The 18139-nt window shown below is 41.7% G+C and carries 24 protein-coding genes and 3 pseudogenes; 8 read left to right on the top strand and 19 right to left on the bottom strand.

Features of this window, described 5'->3' with window-relative positions; genetic code table 11:
• Positions 1 to 30 precede the first annotated feature (30 nt).
• Positions 31 to 696 carry a glutathione S-transferase gene (locus C9I99_RS05630; RefSeq protein ID WP_107347902.1) on the top strand — a complete coding sequence of 222 codons (666 nt, stop codon included), beginning with the start codon at positions 31 to 33 and terminating at the stop codon, positions 694 to 696.
• On the opposite strand, the gene C9I99_RS05625 is transcribed toward C9I99_RS05630, so the two are convergent.
• Entirely contained in the window at positions 693 to 989 is a 297-nt protein-coding gene (locus C9I99_RS05625; protein ID WP_107347901.1) for a YkgJ family cysteine cluster protein, read from the bottom strand. The genes C9I99_RS05630 and C9I99_RS05625 overlap by 4 nt on opposite strands.
• 271 nt (positions 990 to 1260) lie before the next feature.
• Here C9I99_RS05625 and C9I99_RS05620 point away from each other — a divergent pair, with 271 nt between their 5' ends.
• Positions 1261 to 1653 carry a YkgJ family cysteine cluster protein gene (locus C9I99_RS05620; RefSeq protein WP_107347900.1) on the top strand — a complete coding sequence of 131 codons (393 nt, stop codon included), beginning with the start codon at positions 1261 to 1263 and terminating at the stop codon, positions 1651 to 1653.
• A gap of 176 nt (positions 1654 to 1829) precedes the next feature.
• Here the strand turns inward: C9I99_RS05620 and C9I99_RS05615 are convergent, their stop codons facing one another.
• From C9I99_RS05615 to C9I99_RS05590, 6 genes are all read right to left on the bottom strand, one after another.
• The gene (locus C9I99_RS05615) at positions 1830 to 2306 is read right to left on the bottom strand and encodes a pyridoxamine 5'-phosphate oxidase family protein (RefSeq protein WP_107347899.1); all 477 of its coding nucleotides are present in this window, start codon (positions 2304 to 2306) and stop codon (positions 1830 to 1832) included.
• Positions 2307 to 2489: 183 nt separating this feature from the next.
• The gene (locus tag C9I99_RS05610) at positions 2490 to 2834 is read right to left on the bottom strand and encodes a hypothetical protein (RefSeq protein WP_107347898.1); all 345 of its coding nucleotides are present in this window, start codon (positions 2832 to 2834) and stop codon (positions 2490 to 2492) included.
• A gap of 123 nt (positions 2835 to 2957) precedes the next feature.
• Positions 2958 to 3401, bottom strand: a complete 444-nt coding sequence (locus tag C9I99_RS05605) for a GNAT family N-acetyltransferase (protein WP_107347897.1) — start codon at positions 3399 to 3401, stop codon at positions 2958 to 2960.
• A 138-nt stretch (positions 3402 to 3539) separates the two neighbouring features.
• On the bottom strand, positions 3540 to 4022 hold the full coding sequence (locus tag C9I99_RS05600; RefSeq protein WP_107347896.1) for a hypothetical protein: 483 nt from the start codon (positions 4020 to 4022) through the stop codon (positions 3540 to 3542).
• Between the two features lie 337 nt (positions 4023 to 4359).
• Complete coding sequence (locus C9I99_RS05595; protein WP_107347895.1) at positions 4360 to 4713, bottom strand: DUF6404 family protein; 354 nt, start codon at positions 4711 to 4713, stop codon at positions 4360 to 4362.
• A 102-nt stretch (positions 4714 to 4815) separates the two neighbouring features.
• Complete coding sequence (locus tag C9I99_RS05590) at positions 4816 to 5307, bottom strand: rod shape-determining protein (protein ID WP_107347894.1); 492 nt, start codon at positions 5305 to 5307, stop codon at positions 4816 to 4818.
• Positions 5308 to 5620: 313 nt separating this feature from the next.
• On the opposite strand from C9I99_RS05590, the pseudogene C9I99_RS27405 reads away from it, so the two are divergent.
• Positions 5621 to 5887 (top strand): annotated as a pseudogene (locus C9I99_RS27405) (transposase); the annotation flags it as partial.
• Between the two features lie 251 nt (positions 5888 to 6138).
• Here C9I99_RS27405 and C9I99_RS05580 read toward each other — a convergent pair.
• Complete coding sequence (locus C9I99_RS05580; protein ID WP_107347893.1) at positions 6139 to 6495, bottom strand: hypothetical protein; 357 nt, start codon at positions 6493 to 6495, stop codon at positions 6139 to 6141.
• A 5-nt stretch (positions 6496 to 6500) separates the two neighbouring features.
• Between C9I99_RS05580 and C9I99_RS05575 the strand changes: the two are divergent.
• Positions 6501 to 6698 (top strand): annotated as a pseudogene (locus C9I99_RS05575) (IS110 family transposase); the annotation flags it as partial.
• Between the two features lie 355 nt (positions 6699 to 7053).
• Here the strand turns inward: C9I99_RS05575 and C9I99_RS05570 are convergent.
• Both C9I99_RS05570 and C9I99_RS05565 read right to left on the bottom strand, forming a co-directional pair.
• Positions 7054 to 7410 (bottom strand): hypothetical protein, encoded by a 357-nt coding sequence (locus tag C9I99_RS05570; RefSeq protein WP_107347892.1) that lies wholly within the window; start codon positions 7408 to 7410, stop codon positions 7054 to 7056.
• A gap of 131 nt (positions 7411 to 7541) precedes the next feature.
• Entirely contained in the window at positions 7542 to 8273 is a 732-nt protein-coding gene (locus C9I99_RS05565) for an NAD(P)H-dependent oxidoreductase (protein ID WP_243734690.1), read from the bottom strand.
• 45 nt (positions 8274 to 8318) lie between these two features.
• On the opposite strand from C9I99_RS05565, the gene C9I99_RS05560 reads away from it, so the two are divergent.
• Both C9I99_RS05560 and C9I99_RS05555 read left to right on the top strand, forming a co-directional pair.
• Positions 8319 to 9179, top strand: a complete 861-nt coding sequence (locus C9I99_RS05560) for a site-specific integrase (RefSeq protein WP_107347891.1) — start codon at positions 8319 to 8321, stop codon at positions 9177 to 9179.
• Positions 9086 to 9583: an IS91 family transposase gene (locus tag C9I99_RS05555; RefSeq protein WP_107347890.1), complete on the top strand. Its 498-nt coding sequence runs from the start codon at positions 9086 to 9088 to the stop codon at positions 9581 to 9583. Before C9I99_RS05560 ends, C9I99_RS05555 begins: the two co-directional genes overlap by 94 nt.
• A 273-nt stretch (positions 9584 to 9856) precedes the next feature.
• On the opposite strand, the gene C9I99_RS05550 is transcribed toward C9I99_RS05555, so the two are convergent.
• Both C9I99_RS05550 and C9I99_RS05545 read right to left on the bottom strand, forming a co-directional pair.
• The gene (locus tag C9I99_RS05550; RefSeq protein ID WP_107347889.1) at positions 9857 to 10297 is read right to left on the bottom strand and encodes a hypothetical protein; all 441 of its coding nucleotides are present in this window, start codon (positions 10295 to 10297) and stop codon (positions 9857 to 9859) included.
• A 19-nt stretch (positions 10298 to 10316) separates the two neighbouring features.
• Positions 10317 to 10733 (bottom strand): hypothetical protein, encoded by a 417-nt coding sequence (locus tag C9I99_RS05545; protein ID WP_107347888.1) that lies wholly within the window; start codon positions 10731 to 10733, stop codon positions 10317 to 10319.
• 243 nt (positions 10734 to 10976) lie between these two features.
• Here C9I99_RS05545 and C9I99_RS05540 point away from each other — a divergent pair, with 243 nt between their 5' ends.
• Positions 10977 to 12164, top strand: a complete 1188-nt coding sequence (locus C9I99_RS05540) for an IS4 family transposase (protein ID WP_107347887.1) — start codon at positions 10977 to 10979, stop codon at positions 12162 to 12164.
• Positions 12165 to 12277: 113 nt separating this feature from the next.
• Here the strand turns inward: C9I99_RS05540 and C9I99_RS05535 are convergent, their stop codons facing one another.
• Positions 12278 to 12706, bottom strand: coding sequence for a hypothetical protein (locus C9I99_RS05535; protein ID WP_107347886.1), 429 nt, complete (start codon positions 12704 to 12706; stop codon positions 12278 to 12280).
• 108 nt (positions 12707 to 12814) lie between these two features.
• Between C9I99_RS05535 and C9I99_RS05530 the strand changes: the two are divergent.
• Positions 12815 to 13839, top strand: a pseudogene (locus C9I99_RS05530) (IS110 family RNA-guided transposase).
• A gap of 723 nt (positions 13840 to 14562) precedes the next feature.
• Here C9I99_RS05530 and C9I99_RS05520 read toward each other — a convergent pair.
• The 6 genes from C9I99_RS05520 to C9I99_RS05495 all read right to left on the bottom strand — a co-directional run bounded on the left by C9I99_RS05520 (position 14563) and on the right by C9I99_RS05495 (position 17997).
• Positions 14563 to 14988, bottom strand: coding sequence for a GNAT family N-acetyltransferase (locus tag C9I99_RS05520; RefSeq protein WP_107347885.1), 426 nt, complete (start codon positions 14986 to 14988; stop codon positions 14563 to 14565).
• A 156-nt stretch (positions 14989 to 15144) separates the two neighbouring features.
• Positions 15145 to 15495 (bottom strand): hypothetical protein, encoded by a 351-nt coding sequence (locus C9I99_RS05515; protein ID WP_107347884.1) that lies wholly within the window; start codon positions 15493 to 15495, stop codon positions 15145 to 15147.
• Positions 15496 to 15638: 143 nt separating this feature from the next.
• Entirely contained in the window at positions 15639 to 16127 is a 489-nt protein-coding gene (locus C9I99_RS05510) for a hypothetical protein (protein WP_166645529.1), read from the bottom strand.
• Positions 16128 to 16174: 47 nt separating this feature from the next.
• Entirely contained in the window at positions 16175 to 16555 is a 381-nt protein-coding gene (locus C9I99_RS05505; RefSeq protein WP_107347882.1) for a hypothetical protein, read from the bottom strand.
• Positions 16556 to 16696: 141 nt separating this feature from the next.
• Positions 16697 to 17071: a nuclear transport factor 2 family protein gene (locus tag C9I99_RS05500; RefSeq protein WP_107347881.1), complete on the bottom strand. Its 375-nt coding sequence runs from the start codon at positions 17069 to 17071 to the stop codon at positions 16697 to 16699.
• 479 nt (positions 17072 to 17550) lie between these two features.
• Positions 17551 to 17997, bottom strand: a complete 447-nt coding sequence (locus C9I99_RS05495; RefSeq protein ID WP_107347880.1) for a GNAT family N-acetyltransferase — start codon at positions 17995 to 17997, stop codon at positions 17551 to 17553.
• Between the last annotated feature and the right edge of the window lie 142 nt (positions 17998 to 18139).

Here is an 18139-nt window from a genome sequence, read left to right as displayed (position 1 = left end):
TAGAGTGTTAGATATTGCGAGGGAAAGCACATGTCATTACCCACATTGTACTCTCTCCGTCGGTGCCCTTATTGCGTAAGGGCCAGACTTGTATTACTGCTGGCCCAGCAGCCCGTTATGCTGCGTGACGTTGTAACAGTCAATCTTCCCGATGACATGCTAAAAGCGTCCCCAAAAGGAACGGTGCCGGTATTGGTATGTGATGATTCATCGGTTATCGATGAAAGCCTCGATATTATGATTTGGGCACTAAAACAAAGCGATCCAAGCAACTTGCTGCTAAGTGACCGCCCCAATGCCCATCAAATCATGATGGCGTTGATCAACCGTAATGATGCTGAGTTTGTCGTTTCTTTGGATAAGTACAAGATTGCATCACGGTACCACCACAATGATGTCGTCGATTATCGTGAGCAGTGCGTACGGTTTATTAGTGACCTCGAGCAACGCCTAACCAAACACGATTACTTTATGGGTAACAAACCCAGTTTGGCTGACTACGCAATACTGCCCTTCATAAGCCAATTCTCCCGGGTTGATCGCTGTTCTTATCTGAAATCAGGCTTAAACACACCCTATCCAAACCTTCAGCGCTGGCTGACAGCACATTATCAAAACCCACTGTATTCAACGGCTATGACTAAATTCCCTCTATGGCTTGATAGCCATGAAGAATTTTTATTTGGACGGCTTTAAGAGTTAAAGAAATCTACGCGCTCATCGATGCACTCATAAGACCCCATTTCGAAGTAACGACATATCCAAGGTCTGTTTTCGTAAATGGTGCACATGAACGTTTCTCTATCTAAAGCGGCACACCAACCATCATCAAGTCTCTTCATGGTCTCGCCGCCGTACTGGTCACGTAAAATAAATTGTTCTGGAACACCAGTATCTGAAATGATCATAACTTCAAGACGGCAACAACACGCTTTGCAGTTTGAGCACGATACTTGTGAGTTGGTAGGGCTTTCAATCGGTATATTCATGAGTAACTACAATTTCATCAATTGCACATGATACCTCAAATCTAGTATGCCGATCTTAAATTACTAGAAAATAGTCGCCTTATGAGCCACAAGAATGACACTCCACTGGCAATTAGGTGAGTTAAAGTGAGTATTGATATTCAACAGTATGTACCCATACCGGCTAAATTGGGCATCATCACCCAAACAGTGTCACGATCAACGAACAGCAGCCCAGCAATGCTATCGATGCTACAATCTCGACAAGACTTTAAAGGATGATTGTTTAACCATGAAAGAATGTAACCAATGCGGTAAATGCTGCATCAAGTACGGAGGTGGTGACATCGCTGCGACTCAAGAAGAGATTGAACTCTGGGAGCTATTTAACCCTGAGATTTTTGAGTTTGTGAAAAACGGAGAAATATGGTTTGAACCAACCACAGGAAAAAGGTTAAGCCGATGTCCATTTCTCGAGATTGCACCTAAAGATAATGCCAATGACAACGATAAGTACACCTGTAAGATCTATCTCGACAGACCTGAAGATTGCCGCCACTACCCCAGCCTAATCAGTGAGATGGTACGTGATGAGTGCGAAATGATCGAAATTGTAGATCTAGAGAACCCCAAAAAAGCACAGCAACGATTGGATCTATTGATGAAATCAAGCAGATATGTCTAAGCTCAGTAATGGGTACTCCCCAGTTAAGCTCACGCTCTAACCAAGACATTGACTCACCAAGCGACTGAATTACTTGAATTTGTGTTAAAGCCACCAACTATCCCCTAATGCCTAAAAACTAACATGGACACGAACGCCGTGTGATATAACGCTGAATTGTCAGTGGCTCAAAATATTTACCGTGCCACCCTGTTTATAAAATCAACCTCATACTTCGATTCACCATACTTTCTGTCATTGTCAATAATCGTGCCCTTTGTCGGAGTAATGCGCAAAACAATTGAATTACGGTTATTCTCATCACCAACTTCAGCAAACCAGTCGAAAACCTTGCTAAACTTTGACCTGATTTGCGAGTTGTTTTCATCTTTGACCCAACCGAGATTTTCTGCGTAACCTTGAAGAGAATACCAATCTAAGCTGCCAACAGAAACTTCATTATTTTTTTCAATTTGAGTCACTTTATTTGTCGTCGCATCCGTAGAAACATAAAATGCACCCTTGTCGTAATAAGCACAAACCATACGTACAGCAGGGACTGGGGAACCGCTAGCGTGACCTGTGTGTGATATCGTCGCGAGCGCCAAAACTATTTCCTTATCTTTACCACAGCGCTCTTCCATCAAGTTTATTGCATCATCATACTTACTCATTTAAATTTCTCCTCGAAAGTGATCCTTAATACACTTAAAATTTCAAAAATAAATCATAACGAATGAGATGGACTTTTCCCTACCAGTATTCTTAATGACTCTGGTTACCACATTTTTGAAGGCTACCGTACCACATTCGTTTATGCCATTAACCTCGAAAGGCTCATATATGTTATACAAACTTTACAGCACTATACACATTAGCAAACTAAATGCACCGGATATGAAGCACTTATGGCTAAATCTCATATCATTAGCTTTATTTTGATAATTTTGAGAATCTTTATTACTGTTATTCAACAAAGAAGCTGACATGCGTGTGGCTTGGTTTGGGCTGTGTTTTAAGTGACTATTATAGCTTGGTACAGAGACCATGAAGAATGTTCCTAATAACCATTGAATCATCAAAGAATAGAAGAAATAATCACTTAAATAATTTGCGCTAAGAACACCCGTAATTTGTTCGAATAGATACAAAATTCCAAGTAGAAGTGCATTACTAACGATTACGAAGAAAACAACACTCATTCAACGTTCCTTCTGTTCATAGACATTACAGATCAATCTGTATAATGAATGGCATGGTATCCCCTTAGTAAGTCTGATTACCAAACACTGGAGACCACCATATCACCTTCACGACACGCATTCTTAGTATTTTGGTTGTAGCTCCATCAAGTACTCTGCACCTGATTTACTCATAACATTAAAACCAAATCTCAAATACAACTGCTTAGCTGGATTTGTTTCAATCACACTCAATCCAACTGTCGCCTTCGTGATCCGAACTTGCTCGATGAGGTTGCGAATGAGCTTGCTGCCAATTTGTCTCCCTTGATATTCAGGTTCAATTTGAATTTGCACTAAATACCAATAATTGAGTTGTTCATTGTAGGTCGCTTTAAACAAACCAATGGCTTGACCATCTAGCTCAACAACTTGTGCATGCCTAAATTCGTAGCGAATTCGCTTTTCATACTCGTCTATAGATGTTGGCATACCGGCTTCTTCTAAGTACTTTCTCATCGTTTTATTTCGCAAAGACAGCAAGAAGGGAATGTCCGCTTCAGTCGCTTTTCTAAGGAAAATGTCCATTTTTTCTCCGGTAGCCTAACGCTCAATAATAAATTCCAACATACCGAACTCACCAAGCTTTACCAGAAGTAGCAAACCCTGTAATAAGCCACTTGTTGTTTTCTTAAAAAACATAACAGATTTTTATGGTGCACGACTTCAATAGTCCAGTATGTCTAAGACCATTTGGACATTTTTCCGATTGCGCCCAAAACTAGCTATTGAATACCGCTTATATGGGGATGGCCGGCTATTTATCTTGATTCCTTCAGGTGTAAAGATAATCGTTATAAGCTCTCCCCAGCTACCTGATGAAGCACTGGTTTCAAATTCAAGTCTAACCATGTTCAGCGAACTCACGGTTTTCCAGCAATGCAATACAGCGACACGTTGACAGTTAGTAAAGTTTTTTTCGCTAGCTGGATATCCTGTATCTAATAGCTGTAAATTACGTCGAGACTTCCAGAAGAATGCAACACTCATTAATGCGACGCATAATGTATAAAGTATCTGGCCGTTTGACCAAAACCACCCTCCGATACAAACGCCCGATAGAGGCAAAAGAAATGTTGCAACAGCTTCATTTACAGTCGCATCAAGGTATTCTTTCACTCGCTTCCTCTCAAGGTCAAATTGAAACATACAATTATCTTTAGGACTTACCATGCCAGTAAGGCATTTACCGACGACTAGGAGAGACTCTACTCAATCCCACATTCAGGCGCTAACCCATTGAAGTGAAAATATCAATTATCACTTTTAGGCTACGTTCGTCTTGAAGAAAGTCGCTGCGCAACACGTATCCATATTGATTATATGGTTGATTAATTTTATTTTCTCACAACGAAAAGAAACAGTGGATACGACACTTCAACACCATCGAAGTTTTCCTGTTTAATTTCATAATACTGTTCTACACATTGAACGGTAAAACCTGTGCTCTCAGCAATACGTCTCGAACGCTTTGTCGGTTTTGGAGTTATTCACCCAAAGATCTCCAAGCCGTCAACTTCAATTGCTTTCGTCGAATGGCGTAGAAGAACGCCATTGCCAACCCAAACAAAGCCCCAGTAAGCAATGAAGCAAAAACGGCTTCTAGGATTGGTTTATCCAACTCACTCCAAGTGAGATACCATTGAATGACTCCCCAGACAGGCGCAAAGAAAATCATATTAAGTGCAAAGTTAGTAAAAAAACTCCGGTAATAAGGCGGTGGGAAACACAATCCTAGCTTACGCAGTAGTCTCGCTATTGGTGGGTTATAGTTTGATTTCCCTACCCCCTTATCATTCAGCTCCTTATGAGCAAATTCGACCTTTTTTTCATAATCCATAACATCAATTCCTCAAATCGCATATTTACCACAGAAAAAACAACGCTAGCCATACGCCCCATAATTAGTAAGAACAAATTGATTATGTCCATGTATCCATTGTTAAATGGCCATTTTTCTCTTCACGTCATCAAAACTAATTCTATCTGAGTCTAACTTTTCCCCAACGTAAATGACAACTTCTCGAGCACCGCTACCAGCAGCAAGCTCTCTTAAAACTCTTTCCTCTATATTTGTTAAGCCACCTTCCGTTTTCTCCAATTGGTGCATAATGATTCGAGGTGCCGGTTTGAAAAATTTTTCTTTATGCATTTCACGTAGGCCATGCTGTATCAATTTTTCAGCGACATAAAAATCAGCAACAAAAGAACGTGGGTGCGAAAATGGGTTAATCACCTGAATACTTTTTCCTGACTGTAACTTAGCCTCCGACCCAACACTTTTAATCAAGCTTTTTTTGCCCACGGTTTCAAAGGCTAAATATGGCTCATACTCGAGTTTAGGTCCATTTCCTATCGTTCGAATGACTATTTTCTTTTCACTCAACTCCACTAATAAATCATTAGAAAAGAGCCCTCTAATCAAAATACTCATTGCTTTACTACTCCCCTTAGAGTGCCATAGCTATTTAATGCAGCCATAAATTTCCCGATACAAAACACAAATAGGCCGCTGTAAATACAAAAGCCAATTAATACCATAGATGTGTCGTATTCAAATCTGTCTTAAACACTTGTATGCAAATTTTTCACGACGCATTGTAGTTATCGAATAACCCATTCACGATACTTTTCACAACGTTGCTGTAGAAACTCGGGATACAGACTTTCTGTAACTTCTTTGAAACCGATATGCTTGTAGAAATTTGAGCCCTAAACCTTGACCTTGAAAGTCACTGACAATGTTTACACAGCGACCGGCAACGCGTACCTTGCCGGTTGTGCAGTTCTTGTGGCTTATCTTGCAGCATGTGCAGCCAAAAGGATTACAGCGGGTGCGGGATTATGGCTTGCTACATGGCAGTGCGAAAGCACTGCGGCTGACCATCCAGCTGATGTTGCTCAGCTTGCCGACATGGCAGTTACCTGAACAAACCAAGCCCCAGAAAGCAAAACGGGACTGCCCATGTTGCCAGCATGCTATGCGCTGTGTCGGCGCCACCCGACCGAGATAGCCGCAAGGCAGACTGAATAAGGATAATGGCACTCAACACCTACGAGGAGAACGCCAACGTAATACCGAACTCAGGCAGTAAGCCACTGAAGTGAATAGCATTGTTATCACTTCTAGGCTGCGCTCGTCTTGAGCAAAGTCACGGGCGCAACGCCCATCAAACTCCCTCCGAGCAATTTACTTAATAAGGTTATACGGGCTTGTCCAACAACCGGATAGAAGTGTAGACTGCGCGACACGTATCCTTATTTGTTATATGCCGTTTTCCTTGTGCTCACTGAATTTTTCAAACCAACCATCCTCGGTGAAAATTTCTCCTTGTATGCCATCTGATTCATTCACAATATCATCACCATTAACTAACACGGTTAATTCATCTTGCGCTTCTTCTAACGCAAATAAAAAGTCATGAATGCCTGTATCTACACATTGAGTTAATAGCCGCTTCACAACTTTTATTTGGCTTTCAGAGAACTCTGACAACTCGCTTGTTAACTCTTTACACTCAGGAGAGCGCATTTTCCCAGATTCAATATCTAAACAACGATTAAGAGCACTATCTCGTAAACTCAACGTCAGTAATTTACCGAAATTATCAAGATTACTCATATGTATACCTCAGGACATTATTGGTTCACGGTGCCAGGGCTGTTATCTCGGCCATTGGCAATAAAACCGATCGGCTTAGCCTATGGTGCAAAAGTCTGGTCGAACGACGAGGCTTCAAGCGAGCCATTGTTGCCCTTGCAGCCAAGAACGCGAGAATTATCTGGTCGTTATTGAGTAACGACACCGAATACCAACCAATGTAAAAACCAAACCAATTTCTAAAGGAATAAATAGCTTCACCGGGTCATTGCAATAGCCAATGATGATGTAGGGTTCAGACCTTTTGCGGCAAAACCTGATAATGCGGCGGGCACTTTAGATGCCTTCTAACGAATGAGGAACCGCAACCGCGTAGTGTCATCAGGGTCATGGCAACAAAGCCAGTAAACAGACCGAATGTAGAGCGGCAGTCCCAACCTTCCATTACCTGACGCTGTTGTTGACAACCGAGGGAGTCCATGTAGCCGTTGTTAACGGGAAAAAAGACTAGTGTGCCATACTTTGTAGCAAAGCGAAAAATGGCATACGTTTTTTGTCCCTGTTGAACAACTTGTTAGCTTAAACTTCTACGAATTTCGCATGTGAGCAAGCGATTTTGAGCTTACTTTTTACAGCATTTTCTAAGTGCCCTGGAACCCAAAAATCCAAAGCGCCATCAGATTTATTAAAAAGAGTTACACATGTTCCTCTAATCGGGTTTGTCGCAAACTGAATACGGACAATACTGGCAGTACATACCGTATTGCCTTTTAAACTAAGGAGCCGTTCCACTGCAGACTTACGGACCGTTATTTTACTGTCCTCAACCTCAATAATTGCTTTGAGCTTGGCGGTTTTCAATTCGAACAAACCAAACAAGACAGGAAAAATAAATGTTGCGCACAAAACGAAAACGATGATTGCAATGATATCCATATTTGCGCACTCCTTTAAGCTAACGCCAAGCCATAAGGTGCGCCCCACTGAGCCAGAAAAGCGCACCGAACTCCGTACCAAAACCGCCGAGTGTAACGCGTGATGTTCTTATTAGAATTTTTTTACAATGGCTAAAACTGAGCCCTGATTTTTCTTACAAAACCATCAACTCTAGATTTTGATGCGTCTTCACTTTTGTAAAATGAAAGCATTTTTAACTTGCACCCTTTTGTACAAGCTCCTAATAAAGCAATTTTGAGGATTCTATTTACTGGTTTCCATAGAACAAAAACATCAACCCACCATGGCGATCCTAAAGTTGTTATCACTTTAACTTCTTTTAAATTGTCTAAACACGGTGTTATCGCACCAAGATCTGATGCATGATTATATGCATGGCCAGGGGCCCATACTCGGTCAAACCAACCTTTCAAAATGGCAGGAAATCCAAACCACCACGTCGGAAATATTAGAACAAGGGATTCAGTTTCTCTTAGTTGAGAAATTTCGCTGTTCAATCGCCTTACATCGAATCGGTTTTCATAATAACTCTGTCTTTCCGACTCACTTAAAACTGGATCAAATTCATCTTGATAAAGATCTTTTACAGTTACTTCATACCCTTTTGAACTTAAATGATCGACCGTTTCATCAGATAAATAACGGCAAAGGCTATTTTCAAGTGGATGTGCTAATACGACTAAACATTTCACAGAACTCTCCTTAAATTCTAACGCCAAGCTAACGTGCCCGAAACCGTGGCATACACTTTTGCAAAGCAAAAATGCCACGCGTTTTGGGTCACTGTTAAGCGCCTTGTTGAACCAAGCCGCTGCGCGGCAGAGTCCTTTGATTCCATACACTGACCTCTAAGACCCTTCCTTCCCGGTAAGACTTGGAGGCGAACCATGAACACCCAACAACAGCGCCATTTCGAGGCGCTATACCAGCAACACCTTGATAATCTTATCCTACAAGGCAAGCGCCCGGCGACCATCGATGCCTACAGCCGTGCGGTACGTCGTATTTCTGCCTTCTTTGACTGCCCGCCAGATCACCTGACAACCGAACAGTTACGTACCTACTTCCGCCAACTCATCCGCACCCACTCATGGAGTGCCGTCAAACTCGACCGCAACGGCTTGCAATTCTTCTACCGCTATACCCTCAGTAAACAATGGATCTGGCTCAATATCGTCAAACCGCCGCAGGTCAAACGACTGCCTGATCTTTTGACGCCTGATGAAGTAGGACTGCTCATCACCATGACTCGCCAGTCACGTTACCAAGCCTTTTTCTTTACCCTCTACAGCCTCGGGCTCCGGCTCGACGAGGGACTGAACCTGACGACAGCCGATATCGATGCCCGCACCATGCAGGTTCATATCCGGGAAGGAAAAGGCGGCAAAGACAGGCGGGTGCCGCTTCCAGAACGAACCTTGGCAGTAATGCGCCAACACTGGCGTTCACACCACCACCCTCAGTGGATCTTCCCGGGTGTTGGCACCACCGAACCGATGGATCGCGGGGGTGTACAAAAGGCGATGAAACAAGTCTGCCGGGACTGTGGGATCAATAAACGGATCAGCCCGCACTCATTACGCCACTGTTATGCCACCCACAACGCAGGCAGTGGCACAAGGGTAAGAAGGGCTTCCTCTATCATCATAAAGCCTTGGCAAAAGTCTGGCGGGCACGACTGCTCGACACCCTTGCCCATCACCCTACACTTAGGCTTCCTCCGGGGCCGCTCCCCACCGAGTGGGTAGTCGACTGTCGCAACGTTGGCCGGGGCTTGCCGGCGCTGCAATACCTATCACGCTACCTATACCGGGGCGTTTTACCCGACAAAGATATTATCAAGTTCAATGACCATCAGGTGACATTCCGCTATACCGATAGCCAGACCCAGCGACCGGCAACGCGTACCTTGCCGGTTGTGCAGTTCTTGTGGCTTATCTTACAGCATGTGCTGCCAAAAGGATTACAGAGGGTACGGGATTATGGCTTGCTACATGGCAGTACGAAGACGCTGAGGCTGACCATCCAGTTGATGTTGCTCAGCTTGCCGACATGGCAGTTACCTGAACAAACCAAGCCCCAGAAAGCAAAACGGGACTGCCCATGTTGCCAGCATGCTATGCGCTGTGTCGGCGCCACCCGACCGAGATAGCCGCAAGGCAGACTGAATAAGGATAATGGCACTCAACACCTACGAGGAGAACGCCAACGTAACACCGAACTTAGGCAGTAAGCTACTGAAGTTAACAGCATTGTTATCACTTCTGGGCTGCGCTCGTCTTGAGCAAAGTCACGGGCGCAAGGCCCATCAAACTCCCTCCGAGCAATTTACTTAATAAGGTTATACGGGCTTGTCCAACAACCGGATAGAAGTGTCGGCTGCGCGACACGTATCCTTATTTGTTAGCTCGACCGAATTCATATACTATGCACGTGGACACACTGCTTCTTTAGCAAAATCTGAATACCCCGACAAATATTCAATTTTTACATAGCCCATCTTCCAATACCCACCTTCTAAAATGTACTTAAGCGAAATTGTTATCGGAGCGTAATCAGCACTTAGCCCATTCACAGTCAAGCACCCTAATGTCTCATCAATTGTTTCAAAATAGGATAGCTCTTTAACTAGTGAGGTTGTTATTGATGAGATAAATGGAAATTGTAAATCAAACTTTATTGGACTCGTCGTTACACCTTTAATATCTATATCTTCGAGGTTCTCTTTTGATATCATTGCTAACATATCAGATAAGTCATTTTTATAATAACCATCTCGGTACTTCATATAAGAGTCATGTAACTCATTCGCGATAGCCACTTGTGGATATACAATCGAGAAGAGCAATATAATTATAAACTTCATAATGTAACCTCACAATAGATCAATATGCACCACTTTCCATGAGAGCTTTATCAATTTTCTCAGGATCGAATCTATATTTACACAATCCCCACTCACATTGTTTAATCAATTCTATTAAATTTACTTCACCAGTTACACCAAAAGTAACTGCGCCGTAAAATGATACATTTCCGCTATATGACAATGCACCATCATCTGTTGTTTTAAAAGTTACTGATACAGTTTTTAATTGTATTCCCATACTTTCTATCTTTTTTAGGCCGTCAAACTTTAAAACACCAACTTGTCCTGAAAGTTGAATTTTTCCATTATTATCCACAGATAATTTAAAGTTTTTACCACCACTTATTATTTTTGTAGTCAAACGCCTATCTTGCTTATAAGACATTTCGATATACTTTAGTATTTTAACTTTAAGCTCTAATTGCTTACTCATCTTAGCCTCCGAGTTGAATAAGCAGTAAGAATATACCTAATGTATAAATATAAACATTTGACTTTTCTAATTTTCATGGCACTTCAAATAAAAATGAAATTGACATACATGAAATTTAACCCCTTGAGCTAACGCCTGCAACTTATGAATCCCCACAAAATACCTTTGTAGTTCAATAAGTAGACACACACCTTACCTTCTGATCTAATGAATTCACTACAAACTTAAAAGATTGAAAGCAAAATGCGTGATATTCAAATACTACACGAGTCGCTGGAAAATCAATGCCCTAACATGCATAAAAAGAGACTCAAATCACTCATGGACTCGGTACAAGCATTGCTTAGCAATGATGCACTTACACTAACCTTGCTCGGCCGTTCGCTTCCATCAAAGGCAAAAACGAAGCACTGTATTAAACGTGTTGATCGTTTATTAGGTAACAATCACCTGCATCATGACAGACTCGATATTTATCGTTGGCACTGCCATCAGTTTTGTTCGGTTAATCCACAGCCCATTGTCTTAGTCGATTGGGCTGATATTCGTGAATATAAACGGCTCATGGTACTCAGAGCATCCGTTGCCGTTGACGGTCGATCCGTGACACTGTTCGAGCAAACTTTCACCTTCAAAAATTATAACTCTCCGCGCAGTCACCAGCAATTTATCGACAATTTCAAAGCCGTTTTACCGTCGCATATCATCCCTATTATCGTCACCGATGCAGGCTTTCGTAACACCTGGTTTCGACAAGTTGAAAGCTTAGGGTGGTGCTACTTAGGCAGAGTTCGTGGCGATGTGAATGTTTTTCACAACAAGCAATGGATGCACATTAAGGCGTTGTTTGATAAAGCAAATAGCAAAGCTAAACACCTAGGGCTCTCACAACTCGCCAAACGAAAACCATTACTTTGCCATCTTCATCTCTATAAAAAACAAACACCAACAAAACGTAAAGATCGCCCAAAAGGTCGAGAGCACTTCTCTGCCCAAGCTGTCCATCGAAAATCAGCAATTGAGCCTTGGTTACTGGCTACCAATGTCCCAACAAATATCTTTTCAGCCCGGTGTATCGTCAGGCTATACACCAAGCGAATGCAAATCGAAGAAACGTTCCGAGACTTAAAGAGTCCACAATATGGTTTTGGCTTACGTCAAAGCCGGACTCATGACCCTAAACGATTCGACATCCTACTTCTCATCGGCTTGCTCGCCTTTATCGTCTATTGGTGGTTTGGGATAATTGCTGAGCACAACGGCTGGCACCATCATTTTCAGGCTAATTCAATAAAAGACCGCCGAGTTCTATCGTTCGTTAGATTAGGAAAAGAAGTTTTTCGACGACTTGAATATCACGTCAACGAATCAGCAATATGTTGGGCACAGCATACCCTTATTCTCATGGCGAGGAGCAGTTATCGTGCTTAAATTATGTGGGGATCCGCCAGCGCCTACTTAAGCGGAAAAATATAGTTGGCTAAAATGTTGAACGGAGTGAAAACAGCCAACTGTACTTTTTCCGTTTGAAGTTCTTGTTAGCTCTATTTACCATTAGCCTTAAGATATTCTCCACTTAATAAAACTACAATTTCAAATTCATCAGCGTTAAATTTATATGGTAAAGTAGTAAGAGTGACAAGATAATACCAAATGATTGTTCCCTCACGACTAAAAGCAGGTCTAAATTCGACTTCTTTAACACCAAGTTCTAACTCTGTTTTGTTAAAATACTTATATGCTTTATCGATAGCCTTACCGATAGCTAACTTAGGCTCTCCTTTACCATTCCAGGTAGCCTTTTCCATATCGAATTGCCAAGACTTAATTGTATAGCTACCTTCCTGCGTACCAATCAAAAAAAATTGTTCTTGACCGGCTCGTGATTCGCTTGAATAATTTATAACTTTATTTTCATTCGCAGTTGCCAGAGAACAAAATAATGAGATTGCTAAGATAAAACCTTTTTTCATGCGACCATCCTTGTGATAGGGCTAACGAATGATATGGACTCCCCTGCATAACGGCATCTATGTGCCATATTGAAAGGTGTTAACACTATCAATAAAAGGAGAGTCCATATGTATCCAATTAAAGCAGTTGGCATCGATTTAGCCAGATTAGTTTTTAGTATCCACGGTGTTGATGCTAATGACAAGTGTAAATTACGTAAAACAGTTAAGCGAAACAAACTCTTAGCTGAAATAGCAAAGTTGCCACCGTGCATTATGGGAATGGAAGCATGCTCTGGTGCACACTACTGGGCAAGAGAGTTCACTAAGCTCGGTCATGAGGTACGTATCATGGCATCGAAGTTTGTTATTCCTTATCGACAAAACGAGAAGAATGACGCTAACGATGCTGAAGCTATCTGCGAAGCAGCCACCAGACCTAAAACACGCTTCGTCAGTATTAAAAGTGAGGAGCAACAGGCTGTGCTTTGTCTTCACCGCATTAGACAAGGGTTAATCAAAGACAGAACTGCACGCATTAACCGCCTTCGAGGCTTACTCGCTGAGTTTGGTTTGATTATGCCTAAAGGCCGCTACCCCGCTCAAAATACTATTGGCGGAATTTTAGAAGATGCAGAAACGGCTTACCAATGTTGGCAAGAGAACTATTACACGATACTTGGCAAAGTATTCACAACTTAAATGAAGAAATACTCAAATACGACAGAAAGCTATACGCTTTGGCTAATCAAATGAAAAGCGCTAAACGCTTAATGAGTATTCCTGGTATTGGTGAAATCACCGCAACCGCCGTAGTGGCTACCGTAAATGATGCCAAACACTTTAAAACGAGTCGTTCATTTGCCGCATGGATTGGTTTAGTACCAAGACAATACACCACAGGTGGCGTTGCCCGATTAGGTCGCATTAGCAAGCGAGGGGAAAAGCATATTCGTACCTCACTCATTCATGGCGCAAGAGCCGTCATTGCTCATTGTAAAAACAAAACCGACCGCACCAGTATGTGGATAAAAGAGCTTGTTGAACGACGAGGTTTTAAACGAGCGACCGTTGCTCTGGCCGCTAAAAATGCCCGATTAATTTGGGCACTGTTACACTCAGAAAAAGAATATCAGGTAGATTATGTGAAGTAAGTTTAAGTAAATAAAGTTAATTAAACGGTTAACCCCACCGAGTCGCAGTAATAGCAATTGACGATAACACGGTCAGACCGAGAGCAAGAAAGCCTGTTTAATCGGGAAGAGTTAACAACTCTGTTTAACGAATGAGGCATTGCTCAAGCGCAAATCATCAGGGCGATAGCGTAACAAAGCTAATAAACGCCGAATGTAGAGCTGCTGTCAGATCTTCTTGTTGTCCGAAACCGCTATTGCTTGACAACGGGGAGTCCATGTAGCCCTAATAATGGGCAAAAAATTGTTGGCTAAAATGTTGAGGAACGAAAACAGCAAACTGTTTTTTGTCCCTGTTTAAATGCTTGTTAGCAGCAAAGTGAATTAAATACACTGAATTTGCCAAAAACACCTAAGTAAAATTGATGGATGTGAGAAGCAAAAAATACTGCTGCACCACTTAGCCACCAAACCGTGATTGATAAACAATAACAAAAAATGCTTACCAATCAACAATAAAAACTAAAGCTTGCCAAAACAAAGGAAGAAAAAGAGAAAAGCGCCAATCCTTTGCGATGAAAAAACTAACTAGCCAAGCACTTTAAAAACAAGAACAAGTGGTGCCTGCTAACGCCAGCTTAAACCGCAGACAACGCACAAATCAAGCCGCTGCATTGCACCTTAAACACCAAATTCACCGAAAACAAAAAATGCCACGCGTTGTTTGTCGGTTTGAAGCTTTTGTTAGTTGTCTATAAGCACCTTTTGATAAAAAATTTTATCCACGCCTTTTCTCAAATAGTCCTTATAACGACCAATTTCCTTAAAACCATGAGACTCATAAAATTTGGGAGCTTGAAACGTATACGTATCAACTGCGATATTACTTATTTCTCGCTCTTTACATATTAGTTCTATTCTCTCCATTAGCGCACTTCCAACCCCTTGATTTCTAAGCTTTTCTGATAGCCACAAAAATCTAATTTGAACTAACGTAATATAGATAAGACCAGTCAAACCACCGAGAATTTCTCCTGATTTATCCCGAACAAAAATAGCAAAAGACTCGTCTGTTATTTCTGGTAGAAATCTTTGATTAAAATCGCCTAACCCTTGATAGATGCAATCGATGTCCTCAGAATTTGGCGAATGAGTAAAAATGATATCCAATGATTTCTCCGTAATCTGATTAAACAACTAACGCTTTGCTAAGCGGCAAATAAACCAGCCACTTAACTTAAAATTTGCACCGTAAACACAATAGCCAACCAGACCAAAAATGCCACGCGTTTATTTGTCCGTTTGAGCAGTTTGTTATGCTCATTATCAAAAAAATTGAAGAACCAAACAAGTGATAAAAGCTGGTATGCCCGCAATGAAAAAGACTAAACCTGTTTGATAGTTCATTCGGTAGTGGTCTTGCTGGTCTTTCTCAAAATCATGCCCTTTTACCATTTTGTACACTTTATCAGTACGAGGGTCATCAAGACGCGTTGTTTTACTATGAACTCCGCCTTCCCACATGAGCTTCGCCAGAACCCAAATAACGATGACAACAAAGAAAAGGAAATCAACGAGTTCTGTCGTAGCAAACAAAGAAACAAATTGTGATAGCACTACGACTACCAATGCCGCAGCAAGGTTAATTAGGATTATTTTCTTCAGCAAATTGATCACAATTCCCTCCTAGAGCATAACGCTTTGCTAAGGTGCGGCTAACTGCCACGAAACTTGAGCAAAGCCACCGTAATCACTAAGCCCAACCGAACCAAAAATGCCGAAGGTTAGCCGTCACTCTTAAGCAATTTGTTATAAGCACATTACGTAATTTTTTTGTCGACCGAACTTGAAAATTCTTTCATAACATCCAACTGTTCAGATGTAAGGCACTCTCTTGGTTGGAAGGTATTTGCTACCAAGCGTTGCTTACAGAATGTTGGGTGAGATCTAATGAAATTCAAATACCCCCGAAGAAGTTCAAATTTAGTCGTTGAACGAGATAATGCCTTTTTAACCCTTTCCTCATAGCGCCTTATCTCCAACTCATCATCATACTCAAATTCATCCATATAAAGTTCACGAGCTAGCTTCTTTTGAGACCAACCAAGTAAGTCAAGTTGTGACTTAATTTCACTTTGAATTTCAATGACGTCCATTTTGTCCCCGAATGTCCCAATGCACTGTTCTAAATTATCTATGTCTGATTTAGACACCAAAACTAACAAACTTAAGGAAAAGACTATGGCTAATAACACTCCACCAAATGGTCCAAGCAAAACTGGTAATCCATCAGGCGGTGGTCGTGGCAACAATCCTCCACGAACCAAATAAGTTAATGAGTGCTAGGTACTTGTGCCTAGCACTCATTAAGATTACGTCGTAAGCTTTGATCAAAAAGATGCTTCGAGGATTTAAAATCCGCATAGCTGACATCGTTGATCGCTCCTTCAACTGCACACAAACACAGAGTTTGTTTTTTCTGATATTGGCTTGAACTTAATGACCTTCCCGAACTATTAATACACGCATCAGTAAGTGAAAACTCTACTTCCATTGGGTACCTATTATCAAATATAACAGCCTCAGTAGCTTGACCAACACCGTATCCAATGACACCAATAATCCCAGCGTACTTAAGCTTTTTCTTTAGTTGCCAACCTTTTATTGGCTTATTGCATTTACTACATATGTGTAACGTTTTTATTTTTGTTGTTCCATCACATTCGCAATTACTCAAAATTACTCCTTATTCTGAATTATTGGGTGCTTATAACGCCAAGCTAAGCTGTGAGTGAAAGTGTGCCAAAATTGGAGCGAAGCGAAAATGGCACGCGTTCACGAATCAGACTTGAGCGCCTTGTTATGTGCGTTTTTATTCTTACACCAGCTTAACCCATTTAGAGCGCCACTCTTGCGCTTCCATCGGATCAGGCCAAAATTCTTTTTGCTTTACAATTAGCCCATTTTCAACGTTGTGAAATGTAATTGCGCGGGCTTTTTGGACACCATCTGTAATTGAAACATCTGTAACGACTATCGAGCCTTCACTCACAACTGAATGTATATCGAATATCCAAACTCCATCAGCAGGGTAATAAGAATTAATTGCCGTAAAATTGTCTCTACCTATTGTAAGCTCACCTGATTGAGGCCAGTAGCCCTCAAAATCTGTACTTAGCCACTCACTTGCTTTGGCAAAATCATTAGTTTTCATCGCATCCCAAAAAGCTAGGACGACTTCCTTTGAATCCATTGTATTCTCCTAAGCACATAACGTCGTTTTAAGGGGCGAAAAACGCCAACCTCACGCAAAAATACCACCTTAACGCCAAATGTTGATTTAACAAAAATTGCGGGTGCGTTTTTCGTCCGCCTTGAAGACATTGTTATGTAATGACGACGTACTTTGCCGACTAGCCCAACCTCGACAAGCACCCTTGCAAACAGCCTGCTCGACGTTCAATTTGGGCTGGCAACCGAAGGCTTGTTTGCGTGACTTCATAGCCAACAGGCGATCCAACAAAGAACCCCCAAAATGCTAACCAAGCAAAGACCGATTGCGCTTCAAATTGCTAACTAACGTGTACGTTCAAATACCAGTACATAACGCCCGCTTAAGTTGTGAGTGACGCACCACGGGACTTAGCTTGGTCACCGTAGTCACATAAGTCGAAATTAATGCTAAAAGTGCCGAGCGTTACGAATCGACTTGAAGCGTTTGTTATGTGCGTACTAAACATCTACGTACAGCCTCAGCATGTCTTTGTGTTGAATACCATTTTCATAGATTGGCTCAGGGTAGTTTAACAAAAAATGGTCTTTGATGATTGAGTCTACTCGAAAGCCTAAACGCTGATAATAAGTCAGTTGATAACCAAATGTACCCGTACCAAGCTCTACACGATTAATTCCCTTACTTGGTAACTGAGATAGAACGAACTTTAGCAGCTTAGAGCCAATACCTTGGCCTTGAAGTTCTGGAGATACTGATACATTAAATATCTCAGCAAAGCAGTTAGTCTGCGCTTTAACGATACAAGCAGCTAAAATTTGCCCATGGTCTGATGCAGCAAAGCACCATGATTCAGATAAATATGAAGCGATGTTAACTTCAGAAGGATCAGCTTCAAGCAATAAATCTAGTGGAATATCGCTACTTTTGACTTCGATATATTGCATATTTTCTCCAAGCACATAACGAATGACATGGACTCCCCCTCATCAGGCTCTGCCACACTTGGTAAGTCTGATTAACAAATGCTGGAGGCCACCATGTCACAATCAATTTATGGCATTGATTTAGCCAAACATTCGTTCAGTA

The organism is Photobacterium lutimaris, assembly GCF_003025555.1.
Lineage (GTDB): Bacteria > Pseudomonadota > Gammaproteobacteria > Enterobacterales > Vibrionaceae > Photobacterium > Photobacterium lutimaris.
This window is presented reverse-complemented; position numbering and strand designations above follow the sequence as displayed.